Here is a 13,418-nt window from a genome sequence, read left to right as displayed (position 1 = left end):
ATGATGATTACTTACCAGGAGCAAATACCACAATTGTAGATGCAGGTACAGGAACAGCAAAAGGAGTAGTAAGTTTTGATCCATTAACAGGATTAATGAGCTATACACCAGCAGCAGGCGAAGAAGGTACTACAGTTACTGTAGATTACACAGTTTGTAACACAGCAGTAAATCCAGCTGTTTGTAAAACAGCAACTGTTACGATTACAGTTATTGGATTAGATTCAGATGGAGATGGCATTCCAGATTCTATTGATTTAGATGATGACAATGATGGTATTCCAGATATTGTTGAACAAAATGGAGATCCAACAAGAGATACAGATAAAGATGGTATCCCAGATCATTTAGATTTAGATTCAGATGGAGATGGTATAAAAGACATTGTAGAATCTGGAAGTGGAGCATTAGATGCTGATGGAGATGGAGTTATAGATGGTGCAGATAAGAACTCAGGAAATAATGGATTATTTGATGGGTTAGAAATTACTGCAGATAGTGGTAACTTAAATTATACACCAAAAGATACAGATAAAGATGGTATTCCAGACTTCCAAGACATAGATGATGATGGAGATGGAGTAAAAACCAAAGATGAAGATGTTAATGGAGATGGAGACCCTACAAATGATGATTCTGATGGAGATATGATTCCAGATTATTTAGATCTAGATGATGATGGAGATGGTATACCAACCAAAGATGAGGTTGGTGATACAGATGGAGATGGTACTCCAGACTATTTAGATATAGACGATGATGGAGATGGAATTAATACGAAGGATGAAGATATAAATGGAGATGGAGATTTAACAAATGATGATACAGATGGAGATGGAGTTCCTAACTATTTAGATAAGGATGATGATGGAGATGGAGTCTTAACAATAGATGAATCTATGCTAGATTGTGATACAGATAGTATTCCAGATCATTTAGACTTAACTAATTGCGGACTTGTACCAAATGGTTTCTCTCCAAATGGAGATGGCACTAACGATACATTTGTTATACCTTTATTATCTAAGTATCCAAACTTTAAATTAGAAATCTATAACAGATGGGGTAACCAAGTTTATGATTATAGTAATGCTGGTAGAACATCACCACTTTGGTGGGATGGTTATTCTACAGGTAGGTTAACACTTAATAAGAGCAAACCATTACCAACAGGAACATATTACTATATCATCGATTTTAATGATGGCGTTAGAAAACCAATAACTGGCTGGGTATATTTAAACAGATAAAAAAGATAAAGGCAATAAAAATGAAAAAATTTATAATAGTAATTGCAGTTGTATTATTTACTGTTTCTGCAAAAGCACAACAAGACCCACAGTATACTCAGTATATGTATAATATGAATATCATAAACCCAGCCTATGCTGGGTCTTATGATGTTTTAAGTCTAAATTTTTTAGCAAGATCTCAATGGGTAGGTATAGATGGTGCACCAAGAACTTTAACAGCAGGTATAAATTCTCCTGTTGGTAAAAATGTAGGTTTGGGTTTATCTGTAATTGTAGATGAAATAGGCCCTGTACAAGAACAAAATTTATATGGAGATTTTTCTTACACACTAAAAGTTGGACAAAATGCAAAATTAGCATTAGGTCTTAAAGCTGGTTTTACCTTTTTTAATGTTTGTTTGCCTTGTATAGAAACAGTTAATGAGAATGACAGAGCCTTTGTTGCGAACAACGTAAATAGAGTATTGCCAAATATTGGAGCTGGTGCATTTTATTATACAGATAAGTTCTATGCAGGTTTATCAATTCCAAACCTATTAGAAACATTTCATTTTGAAAAAAGAGGAGGCCAAATAAGTAAAGCTTCAGAAAGAAAACATTTTTTCTTTACCTCTGGTTATGTATTTGATTTATCTAACGATATTAAATTAAAGCCATCTACTATGGTTAAAGCAGCAGAAGGTGCTCCATTATCTGTAGACTTTTCAGGGAATGTACTTTTTTATGATAAATTCGAACTGGGACTTTCATATAGGTTAGACGAATCTGTTTCAGCATTAGTAAACGTAAGAGCGTCAAACAGTTTAAGAATTGGTTATGCTTACGATCATACACTAACAAACCTAGGTAATTTTAACTCTGGCTCTCATGAAATTTTCTTGCTGTTTAACTTTAATTTTGAAAGAAATAAAATAAAATCACCAAGATTCTTCTAGTAATAAAATACAATTATGAAAAAAACAATACAAATAACAGTCGTGCTTTTTCTTTGTTCTATAACATTACTAGGACAAACCAAAGAAACTAAAAAAGCAGATACTTTTTTTGAAAACCTATCATATCATGCAGCTGCAGAAGAATATAAAAAATTATCTGAAGAAAACCCTACAGCACACGTTTTAAAAAGATTGGGAGATAGTTACTACTTTAATGTAGAAATGAAAAAAGCTGTAAATGCATACTCAAAATTGTTTGCTAAGTTTCCAAAACAATCGCCAGAATATATGTTTAAATATGCACAATCATTAAGAGCAACAGGCAATTTTAGCGACTCAGATAAATGGATGGCAAATTTTCACGAAGCTAAAAAACAAGATTCTAGAGGAGTAAGTTTTACCAATAGTAAAGATAATTTACAAAAACTACAAGATGGTAATCCCAATTACACAGTTACCAATTTAAGAAGTATAAATACTGTTAATTCAGATTTTGGAGTTACAGATTACGGAAACACAATTTTATTTTCATCACCAAGAAAAGAAAGCTTTTACATTAAAAGGTCGCATACAAGAGATAATAAAAACTTTTTAGATATTTATAAAGTTATCAAAGAAAAAATAACGACAAATCAAGATGATGACTCAGAAGTAAGACCTATGTTTACAGATGAAGTAAATTCTAAATATCACGAATCTTCAGTTACTTTTTCTCCAGATAGACAAACAATGTATTTTACACGTAATAATTACAACAAAGGAGTCTATAAAAATGATAAAAAAGGATACAACAACTTAAAGATATACAAAGCAAGTTGGGTAGACTATAAATGGGATCATGTAGAAGAGGTTTCTTTTAGTAGTAACGAATATTCAGTGGGGCATCCATCAATAAATAAAGATGGCACAAAAATGTATTTTGCTTCAGATATGCCTGGAGGTTTAGGAGCAACAGATATATATGTAGTAAATATTAATGCAGATGGATCTTTTGGAGAAGTACAAAACTTAGGACCTAACGTAAATACAGAAGGTAGAGAAATGTTTCCTTTTATTTCAGATGATGATATCTTATATTTCTCTTCAGATGGTCATTTTGGAATAGGAGCCTTAGATGTTTTTGCTGTTAAAAAAGAAAAAGGAGAGTATGCAAAACCTGTAAATTTAAAAGCACCTATTAATTCTAAGTTAGATGATTTTGCCTTTTCAATTAACCCAGTTACAAAAAAAGGATATTTATCATCAAACAGAGAAGGTGGTGTTGGTAGTGATGATATTTACGGAGTTTCAGAATTAAAAAAACCAGAAGTTCTTATTGTAAAACCACCTTGTATGCAGGTAATTACTGGTGTTGTAAGAGATAACAAATTCAAAAACCCTTTAGTTGGGTCTAGATTGCTTTTAAAAAATAGTTTAGGTGTAATTTTAAAAGATACCATAGTTGGTGCGTTAGGTAAATTTAAATTTAGATTGCCTTGTAATAAAGAATATTCTTTAACGGCTTCAAAAGAATACTATCAGCAAGATACAGCTTCATTTACTACAACAGAAGCAAAAACAGTAGATTTGAATTTAGATTTCTCTTTAGAAATAGCACAAGATTTTGCTTATAATGAAAGAAACGAACTAATAATAAAAATTAAACCTATTTATTTTGATTATAATAAATCTAATATAAGACCAGATGCAGCAAGAGAACTAGACATTGTAACCTCTGTAATGAAAAAATACCCAAAATTAGAAGTAAGAGGTAGTTCTCATACAGATGCAAGAGGTAAAGCCTCTTACAATGAAAAATTATCAGACAAAAGAGCCAGATCTACTGTACAATATGTAATTTCTAAAGGAATTAGTTCAGAAAGACTTACTGCAAAAGGTTTTGGAGAAAGCAGATTAACAAACAATTGTGTAGATAATGATAATCACACAAATAGAGTTAAATGTACCAAAGAAGCGCATCAAGCAAACAGAAGAACGGAGTTTGTAATTGTTAAAATGTAAACTCAATTTTTCCTCCAATCATAAGAGTCTTATTAAAGGCTCTTTTTTTTGTGCCATAAATCAAAGAATTACAAGAAAATCCTTAATTTCGCAATCTTATCAGAAAAGAGATAAAATGAAAGCGAAATTTCCTGAATATAAAGGACTTGACTTACCAAAAGTAGCAGATGAAATCTTAAACTATTGGCAAGAAAATAACATTTTTGAAAAAAGTGTTTCAACAAGAGAAGGTGCAGAACCTTACGTGTTTTTTGAAGGACCACCTTCAGCAAACGGACTTCCAGGAGTTCACCACGTTTTAGCACGCGCTATTAAAGATATTTTCCCAAGATATAAAACTATGAAAGGTTACCAAGTAAAGCGTAAAGCTGGTTGGGATACACATGGTTTACCAATAGAATTGGGTGTAGAGAAAGAATTGGGAATAACCAAAGAAGACATAGGCACAAAAATTTCTGTAGAAGATTACAACGCAGCTTGTAGAAAAGCAGTAATGCGTTATACAGACATTTGGAACGATTTGACCCAAAAAATGGGATACTGGGTAGATATGGATGATCCATACATTACATACGAACCAAAATATATGGAGTCTGTTTGGTGGTTGCTAAAACAGATTTATAACAAAGAGTTAATCTACAAAGGCTATACCATTCAGCCATATTCACCAAAAGCAGGAACAGGTTTAAGTTCACACGAATTAAATCAACCAGGAACCTATCAAGATGTAACAGATACCACAATTGTGGCTCAGTTTAAAGCAATTGAAAATACGTTACCAGAGTTTCTTAAAAAATACGATCATTTAAACTTTATTGCTTGGACAACTACACCTTGGACACTGCCAAGTAATACTGCATTAACAGTAGGGCCAAAAATAGATTATGTGGTTGTTGCAACTTACAATCAATATACTTTTGAGCCAATTCACGTTATTTTAGCAAAGAATTTAGTTGCGAAACAGTTTGATAAAAAATTCAAACAAACAGAAGATGTTTCTGAACTATCAGCATACACAAAAGAAGATAAAAAGATTCCTTTTTTAATTTGTGAAGAATGCAAAGGAACAGATTTAGTTGGGATAAAATACGAGCAATTATTAGATTATGTGTTGCCAAATGACAATCCTCAAGATGCATTTAGAGTCATTGCTGGAGATTTTGTAACTACAGAAGATGGAACAGGAATTGTACACACAGCACCAACTTTTGGAGCAGATGATGCTTTGGTTGCCAAACAAGCAACACCAGAAATACCACCAATGTTGGTAAAAGATGAGAATGATAATTTAGTTCCGTTAGTTGATTTACAAGGTAAATTTAGACCAGAAGTTACTGAATTTGCTGATAAATATGTAAAAAATGAATATTATGCTGATGGTGAAGCACCAGAAAAATCTGTAGATGTAGAAATTGCCATCAAACTAAAAACAGAAAATAAGGCTTTTAAAGTAGAAAAATACAAGCACAGTTACCCTAATTGTTGGAGAACAGATAAGCCAATTTTATATTACCCATTAGATTCTTGGTTTATTAAAGTTACAGATGTAAAAGACAGAATGCATCAATTAAACAAAACCATTAACTGGAAACCAGAATCTACAGGAACTGGACGTTTTGGAAATTGGTTGGCAAATGCAAACGACTGGAATTTATCGCGTTCACGTTATTGGGGAATTCCTTTACCAATTTGGAGAACAGAAGATGGGAAAGAAGAAATTTGTATTGGTTCTGTTAAAGAATTAAAAGAAGAAATGGCGAAAGCTGTTTCAGCTGGAGTGTTAGCAAAAGATATTTTTGAAGATTTTGAAGTGGATAACAATTCCGAAGAAAACTATGCAAAAATAGATTTGCATAAAAATATTGTAGACCAAATTGTATTAGTTTCTGCATCTGGACAACCTATGAAACGTGAATCTGATTTAATTGATGTTTGGTTCGATTCTGGTTCTATGCCTTATGCACAATGGCATTATCCGTTTGAAAATAAGAATAAAATTGATGGAAATGAATCTTTTCCAGCAGATTTTATTGCAGAAGGAGTAGACCAAACAAGAGGTTGGTTTTATACTTTACATGCAATTGCAACTATGGTTTTTGATTCAGTTGCGTATAAAAACGTAGTTTCTAACGGTTTGGTTTTAGATAAAAACGGGCATAAAATGTCTAAACGTTTAGGAAATGCTGTAGATCCGTTTACAACCTTATCAACTTATGGAGCAGATGCAACTCGTTGGTATATGATTTCGAATGCAAATCCTTGGGATAATTTAAAATTTGATTTAGAAGGAATTGAAGAAGTAAAACGTAAGTTTTTCGGAACCTTGTACAACACCTATTCGTTCTTCTCATTATACACAAATATTGATGGTTTTTCTTATGCAGAAGCAGATATTCCTCAAAACGAAAGACCAGAATTAGACAGATGGATTTTATCAGAATTGCATACATTAATCAACAAAGTAGATAAATTCTATGCAGATTATGAGCCAACAAGAGCAGCAAGAGCAATTGCAGATTTTACAGGCGAATATTTAAGTAATTGGTATGTGCGTTTAAGTAGAAGACGTTTTTGGAAAGGAGATTATCAAACAGATAAAATTTCTGCTTACCAAACTTTATATACTTGTATGGTTACAATCGCAAAATTGGCATCACCAATAGCACCATTTTTTATGGATAGGTTGTACCAAGATTTAAATTCTGTTACAGGTAAAGAAACCTCAGAAAGTATTCATTTAGCAGATTTCCCAAAATTTAATGAAAGTTTTGTAGATAAAAGCTTAGAGCGTAAAATGGAGAATGCACAAACCATATCTTCTTTAGTATTATCATTAAGAGCTAAAGAAAAGATAAAAGTGCGTCAACCGTTGCAAAAAATTATGATTCCTGTTGATAACAATCAACAAAAAGAAGAGATTTTAGCAGTTGCAGATTTAATTAAACACGAGGTAAATATTAAAGAAATTCAGATTTTAGAAGACGCTTCAGATATCTTAATCAAACAAATTAAACCAAATTTTAAAGCTCTAGGACCAAAATTTGGAAAAGAGATGCGTTTTATAGCTGCTGAGGTTCAGAAATTTACACAAGAAGATATTAACAAAATAGAAAAAGATAAAAACATTTCTATTGAAGTTAATGGAAAAAATATTACTTTAGAACACGCAGATGTAGAGATATCATCAAAAGACATAGAAGGTTGGTTAGTTGCTAACGAAGGCGCGTTAACAGTAGCTTTAGATGTTACAATAACAGAAGAATTACATAAAGAAGGAGTTGCTAGAGAGCTAGTAAATAGAATTCAAAATACACGTAAAGACACTGGTTTAGAAGTAACAGATAAAATTAAGCTTACGGTCTTAAACTATCAAAACTTACAACAATCTATTATTGATAATAAGAACTATATTATGAGTGAAACATTAACCAAAGAATTGGTTTTTGTTGATGAGTTAACAGATGGTACAGATATTGAATTTGACACCATTAAAAGTAGAATATTAATTGAAAAAATGTAAGATTATGTCAGACGTAAAAGTAAAATACACAGAAGAAGACTTACAAGAGTTTAAAGAAATTATAAATAAAAAAATAGCAAGAGCTAAAGAAGATTTAGCTTTGTTAGAAGCTTCTTATAAAAATGATGCCAATAATGGTACAGATGATACCTTGTCTAACTTTAAATCTTTTGATGAAGGTTCTGAAGTAATGAGTAAAGAAGCTAATGTACAATTGGCTATTAGACAAGAAAAATTTATTAGAGATTTAAAAAACGCTTTATTACGTATAGAAAATGGTACGTATGGAGTTTGCAGAGTTACTGGTAAATTAATTCAAAAAGAACGTTTAAGATTAGTACCTCATGCTACTTTAAGTATAGAGGCTAAGAGAAAACAATAAATTTTAATAACAGTATAGAGGCTGTCTGAAAAGTCAAAAAATTAACTACTTGTCATATTGAGCTTGTCGAAATATAATTGATAATCAATGAATTATAAAACTTCGATAAGCTCAGTTTGACATACTTAACTACTTTTCAGACAGCCTCTTTTTTTATGAAAAAACTATTTTATTTCTTTGTTTTATTATCGTTTTCTGTGAGTTTTTCTCAGAAAAAAGTTTTGAAAAAAATTCAAACAAGTGCTAATGAAATCAATATTTATACTACAGGTTTAGATAATGTTACTATAGAAAATTCTGATTCAGATTTTTTAGAGGTGTATTTATATGCAGAAAATTATGATGAGCAAATTATTAAAATAGAGAACAATACCCAATTTTTAAATATAAAATTTGATTTTAAAGGTGCAGAAACTAGAGAAATAATTTTTAGAAAATACATTACCAAAAGATTGCAAAGAGCCTCTGCAATTGTAAAAATACCTATTGGAAAAAAAGCAGTTATTTTTGGAGAAAATGTAGATGTAGAATCTAAAGATTTTAAAAATGATTTAGCCATTTATATAGAAAACGGAATTGTAAAATTAAATAAAGTAACAGCCAATATTACTTTAAAACTTTACGCTGGCAATGTTTATGCATCTGTAAAAGATATAAATTTAGAAGCAATTTCTAAAAATGGAAAAATTAAGGTAGATGGAGTTTTGTATCAAAAGAAATATCAAAAGAAAGAAAAACAAAATCAAAAAGAATTAAATATCACCTCTATAAAAGCAAACGTTTTTCTTACTTCTAACTAGAAGAAATTACTTTTTTATTGTCTTCTTTTAGAATGGCAACTTTTTTAAAAATCTCAGATATAAAGAACATTAAAAGCCCCAAAACCAGAAATAGTAATAGTTCTGTAGATAAAAGATTGGCTACTTTACTTGATGTTTTCGTCCAAAAAAGAAAACAAATATCTATAAATAATGTTACAAAAACATAAGAAATAAAATGTGTTCCTACATTACTAAAAATAGTACTAATTTCTTTTTGAAAGTATTTTTCTTCTGTAAATAATTTTTTAGTTTTATGAAGCGTGTAAAGCCCAAAAATAACAAGTCCAAAAGCTAAAATATAAGCACTGGCCATTGATAAATACATAGCTATTGAAATTTCAGTATTACTTTCTGGTATAACAACTTTAGAGAAAAAAGGTTCGTCTGGTAATTTCCATTTTCTAATGAGTTGAAAAGTCCACTGTAAATAAGCCATCATTTTTGTGAAGGCAAAAAAAGCACCAATTACGTAGAGTGTGTTAAATACATCAATTATTTTATCTGATTTTTTATTTTTCATTTTTTTAAAGTTTATTAAACATTTTCATAATAAATAGCGAATTTGTCATTTTGATTTTGTGGAGAAATCTCAGAAATTATAATAGCATTTATCAAGACAAACTCCATTTCAGCCAAAATGACAAATCAACTACAAAAGCATGTTTATCTTTTAAATACATTTTCTATTCTTAAATACATTTTCTATTCTTAAATGCATACAACTATTTTTTAGTTTTAGGTTTTACCCTTTCTATAATAGTTTCGTAACCATTTTGCGAAAATTTTAGAGCATTTTTATTATCTGCAATCAATTGTAAATCTACGCCTCTTGTAAACTCTGTTAATGTAGTTTCATTTTTTAGTAGTAATTGGTCTTTAGAAAACTCTGTAATAATGTACATTTTGTCTTTTTCTTGGACAATTTCTAAAGTAAAATTAGCTTCTACTAGCTCATAAGTACCAATAAATTTTTTTAAATTTTTGGTGTCTACTTTGGTTACTTCAGTTTGTTTTTTTAAAACTGTTTTTTCTTTTTTAGAGGCAGTTTCTGTATTTTTTGTTTGACTAAATCCAATTGTTTGCATTAATAGTAATGCAATTACTGTAATTTGTTGTAAAGTTTTCATAATATGTGGTTTTAAATGATACATCAAAATTGAGGCATTAATAAAGATTAAAAAAAAAAGAATGATAAACGTAGGGTTTGTAATGACAAGCTTACAAAAACACGATAATCCTTAAAAAAGGAACGTTTGCACAGAAAAAAGTATTTTTCATCATTAAAAAAGTGTCTTTTGGGAATGAAACTGTAATTTTGAATAGATAATTAAATTAATAATGGGAAAATTTGACGCTTTAATAGATAATAAGATTGCACAAAATATCTTTATTTGGCTCTTCTTTTTTTTGGTTTTAATTACTACCATAACAAATGGAAATAAAGCTTTAGTAGCCTCTTCTGCAATGCTATTATTGGCGCCAGCTATTTATATAAACAACCTTTTAATTTTACCTCATTTTAGAAAAAATAGAATACGATTCTTTTTATATTTTATTATAAATGCAATTGTTTTTGCAATCATTTCTGTTTTTTTGATTCAGCAATTTTCAAACCAAGATTATCAATTTAAAATGTTTGTTAATTTTTTTGGAATTATGATTTTAGCGCTTGTTTTTGGAACAGCTATAAAGTTATCTAAAGATAGTTTTGTAAGAAGACAGCAAGAAAAAGAAGCAGAATTAAAGTTGTTAAAGGCACAGTTAAATCCGCATTTTTTGTTTAATACACTCAATAATTTATATGGTTTGTCTGTTGTAAAATCTGATAAATTGCCTAATTTAATGCTAAAATTATCCGATTTATTACGTTACAGCTTATATGAAACCTCATCAGTTTTAGTACCTTTAGAGAAAGAAATTAAATATTTAGAAAACTATATTGCTTTAGAAAAAATACGATTAGAAGATAAGACTGACATCAATTTTGAAGTTTCAGGAAATCTATCATCTATAAAAATCGCGCCAATGTTATTTATCGTTTTTGTAGAGAATGCATTTAAACATTTAGGTGTTTTAAGTGATGGAAAATCATCAGTTTCTATAAAAATAGATGAAAATAATAGCGAACTTTATTTTACTTGTGAAAACACATTTGATGAAACTGAAACACAAAATCACGAACTAGAAAAAGGCAAAAGTGGTATTGGTTTACAAAATGCTAAAAAAAGATTGTCTTTATTATATCCTGATAAACATCAACTAAAAATAAAAAAGAAAACCAATTTATATTGCGTAAATTTAAAGCTCTATTAATGAAAAAACTAAACTGTATTATTGCTGATGATGAACCAATTGCACGTCAAATTTTAGAAAATTATATAGATACTTTACCACATTTAAACTTAGTTGCTTCCTGTAAAAATGCGTTTGAGGTTTTAGAAATACTACAAGAACAAGAAATCGATGTTTTATTTTTAGACATAAATATGCCAAAATTATCGGGTTTAAGTTTATTAAAAACATTGCAAAAAAAACCAAATGTAATTATTACAACAGCATATCCAGAATATGCTATTGAGGGTTTTGAACTGTCTGTAACAGATTATTTGGTAAAGCCTTTTTCTTTGGAAAGATTTATGCAAGCTGTACAAAAAGTTTCAAAAAACAAAGTTTCAGAAACTATTATCATCAACAAACAAGAAGAAAACACAAAAAGTATTTTTGTAAAAAGTGATAAAAAAATTATAAAAATTAATTTTGAAGAAATAAACCATGCAGAAGCGTATGGAAATTACGTAAAGATTTTTGCAGATAAAATGATTTTAACGCCACAAACTTTATCAGATTTTTTAACTAAACTAAACAAAGATTTTATCAGGATTCACAAATCTTACCTTATCAATTTTAATCATTTAAAAATGATTGATGGCAACCAAGTAATTCTTAAAAATGGGACAAAACTAACCATAGGAAAATCGCATAAAAAAGAACTTTTAGAGAGAATAGATAATAGCTAATCTATTCTGAATATTATTGTTATTTTTGTTACTTAAAATATCAATAAAAATGTCAAAAAAGAATCTTGCAATTCTTACTATTTTAATCGCATTAATTTTAGACCAAGTTATAAAAATCTATGTAAAAACCCATTTTGAGTTAAGAGAGGAAGTGGTTGTTTTTGATTGGTTCATTATTCATTTTACAGAAAATAATGGAATGGCAATGGGTTTTGAATTTGGAGGCAAAGCAGGTAAACTTTTTTTAACATTGTTTAGACTATTAGCAGTAACAGGAATTGTTTATTGGTTAATTCAAACCATAAAAAGAAAAGTTCATAATGCTGTTATTGTTGCAATTGCGCTTATTTTTTCTGGAGCAGTTGGTAATATCATAGATTCTGTTTTTTATGGTGTTATTTTTGATTCTTCAGAGCATAAAGTAGCTACACTTTTTTCTGACAATCCTTATGGAGAGTTATTTCATGGAAAAGTTGTAGATATGTTTTATTTCCCAATTATTAAAAACGCAACATTACCAGAATGGATTCCTTTTATTGGTGGAGATTTGTTTACTTTTTTTCAGTACATATTTAATCCTGCAGATGCTTTTATAACTATTGGTGTTGCCTTGCTTTTTATTTTCAGTAAACAAGCTTTTCCTAAAGAAGAAAAGAAAATAGAAGCATAATCTTTTTAGTATCTTTAAAAAAAAGTTTTAAAAGATGCGTTTATTAAAATACATTGTTGTTTTTTTATTAGGTTTTTTAATTGCCAAATTTTGGTATGAAAAAAAAGAACAAGTTCATAAAAAAGAAGAAATACAAGTTGTTGTAAACTCTATAGAAAACTTGAGTAAATTAGTGGTTTCTAAAGGTACTTTCTCTCAAGTTTATAATTATTCAGACTCTAAAAAATATTTTTATAATTATCTTTCTTTTGATAAAAAAGCCATTATAACTGTTAATGCAGATGTAGAGGTTGGTTACGATTTGTCTAAATTAAAAATTCAAATAGATTCTATTGGGAAGAAAATATATATTAATAAGATACCAAAAGAAGAAATTATTGTAACTCCAGATGTAAAATATTTCGATTTACAACAAAGTAGTTTTAATACTTTTTCTAAAGAAGAATTGAATGAAATAAATACAAAAAGTATTGAAAAAATAAAACAAGCAATTGAAGTTACTAGCTTAAAAAAGAAAGCAAAAGCAAGGCTATTAGAAGAGCTTTCTAAAATATACCAACTCACAGCAATTTATAATTGGGAAATTATAGACAATACCAAATCTGAATTTTTAAACGATTTTTCAAAAATAAAAAACTAAAAAAACCGATACAAAAAGTATCGGTTTTAGTAACTTGATCTTCCCCAAAATATGTAATTCTTTTTTTAAAACCCTGTTCCTGGAGCTTCAGGGCTTTGTGCCTGTGCTTTTTGTGGGTTTAAAATTAGATAGGTTCCTAAAGCTGTTAATGCAGCATATTTACCATAATTCCCTATTTT

Annotated in this window: 12 protein-coding genes; 10 read left to right on the top strand and 2 right to left on the bottom strand. The window is 29.4% G+C overall.

What is annotated here, in order from left to right:
- The 6 genes from ACY2RW_RS15940 to ACY2RW_RS15915 all read left to right on the top strand — a co-directional run.
- Positions 1 to 1,250: T9SS type B sorting domain-containing protein (locus ACY2RW_RS15940; RefSeq protein WP_490123729.1), on the top strand; the 1,250-nt coding region annotated here is incomplete at its 5' end.
- 20 nt (positions 1,251 to 1,270) lie between these two features.
- On the top strand, positions 1,271 to 2,188 hold the full coding sequence (locus tag ACY2RW_RS15935) for a PorP/SprF family type IX secretion system membrane protein (protein ID WP_490123728.1): 918 nt from the start codon (positions 1,271 to 1,273) through the stop codon (positions 2,186 to 2,188).
- A gap of 15 nt (positions 2,189 to 2,203) precedes the next feature.
- The gene (locus ACY2RW_RS15930; protein WP_490123727.1) at positions 2,204 to 4,189 is read left to right on the top strand and encodes an OmpA family protein; all 1,986 of its coding nucleotides are present in this window, start codon (positions 2,204 to 2,206) and stop codon (positions 4,187 to 4,189) included.
- 115 nt (positions 4,190 to 4,304) lie between these two features.
- On the top strand, positions 4,305 to 7,709 hold the full coding sequence (ileS, locus tag ACY2RW_RS15925) for an isoleucine--tRNA ligase (RefSeq protein ID WP_490123726.1): 3,405 nt from the start codon (positions 4,305 to 4,307) through the stop codon (positions 7,707 to 7,709).
- Positions 7,710 to 7,713: 4 nt separating this feature from the next.
- Positions 7,714 to 8,091, top strand: coding sequence for a TraR/DksA family transcriptional regulator (locus ACY2RW_RS15920; protein ID WP_490123725.1), 378 nt, complete (start codon positions 7,714 to 7,716; stop codon positions 8,089 to 8,091).
- Between the two features lie 155 nt (positions 8,092 to 8,246).
- A complete protein-coding gene (locus ACY2RW_RS15915; protein ID WP_490123724.1) occupies positions 8,247 to 8,891 on the top strand; it encodes a hypothetical protein in 645 nt (214 codons plus the stop codon).
- Here ACY2RW_RS15915 and ACY2RW_RS15910 read toward each other — a convergent pair.
- Together ACY2RW_RS15910 and ACY2RW_RS15905 are read right to left on the bottom strand one after the other, a co-directional pair.
- Positions 8,884 to 9,432, bottom strand: a complete 549-nt coding sequence (locus ACY2RW_RS15910; protein ID WP_490123723.1) for a DUF2975 domain-containing protein — start codon at positions 9,430 to 9,432, stop codon at positions 8,884 to 8,886. The two genes, ACY2RW_RS15915 and ACY2RW_RS15910, sit on opposite strands and share 8 nt — an antisense overlap.
- A 202-nt stretch (positions 9,433 to 9,634) precedes the next feature.
- Positions 9,635 to 10,039 (bottom strand): hypothetical protein, encoded by a 405-nt coding sequence (locus tag ACY2RW_RS15905; protein ID WP_490123722.1) that lies wholly within the window; start codon positions 10,037 to 10,039, stop codon positions 9,635 to 9,637.
- Positions 10,040 to 10,250: 211 nt separating this feature from the next.
- Here ACY2RW_RS15905 and ACY2RW_RS15900 point away from each other — a divergent pair, with 211 nt between their 5' ends.
- From ACY2RW_RS15900 to ACY2RW_RS15885, 4 genes are read left to right on the top strand one after another with little or no spacing between them, the layout of a single operon-like run.
- Positions 10,251 to 11,225, top strand: coding sequence for a sensor histidine kinase (locus ACY2RW_RS15900; RefSeq protein ID WP_490123721.1), 975 nt, complete (start codon positions 10,251 to 10,253; stop codon positions 11,223 to 11,225).
- A complete protein-coding gene (locus tag ACY2RW_RS15895) occupies positions 11,225 to 11,929 on the top strand; it encodes a LytR/AlgR family response regulator transcription factor (RefSeq protein WP_490123720.1) in 705 nt (234 codons plus the stop codon). The genes ACY2RW_RS15900 and ACY2RW_RS15895 overlap by 1 nt, the downstream gene beginning before the upstream one ends.
- Positions 11,930 to 11,978: 49 nt before the next feature.
- Entirely contained in the window at positions 11,979 to 12,599 is a 621-nt protein-coding gene (locus ACY2RW_RS15890) for a lipoprotein signal peptidase (RefSeq protein WP_490123719.1), read from the top strand.
- 34 nt (positions 12,600 to 12,633) lie between these two features.
- Positions 12,634 to 13,239, top strand: coding sequence for a DUF4230 domain-containing protein (locus ACY2RW_RS15885; RefSeq protein ID WP_490123718.1), 606 nt, complete (start codon positions 12,634 to 12,636; stop codon positions 13,237 to 13,239).
- The last annotated feature ends 179 nt before the right edge of the window (positions 13,240 to 13,418 follow it).

The sequence above is a fragment of the Polaribacter sp. 2305UL8-11 genome, from assembly GCF_058147165.1.
This window is presented reverse-complemented; position numbering and strand designations above follow the sequence as displayed.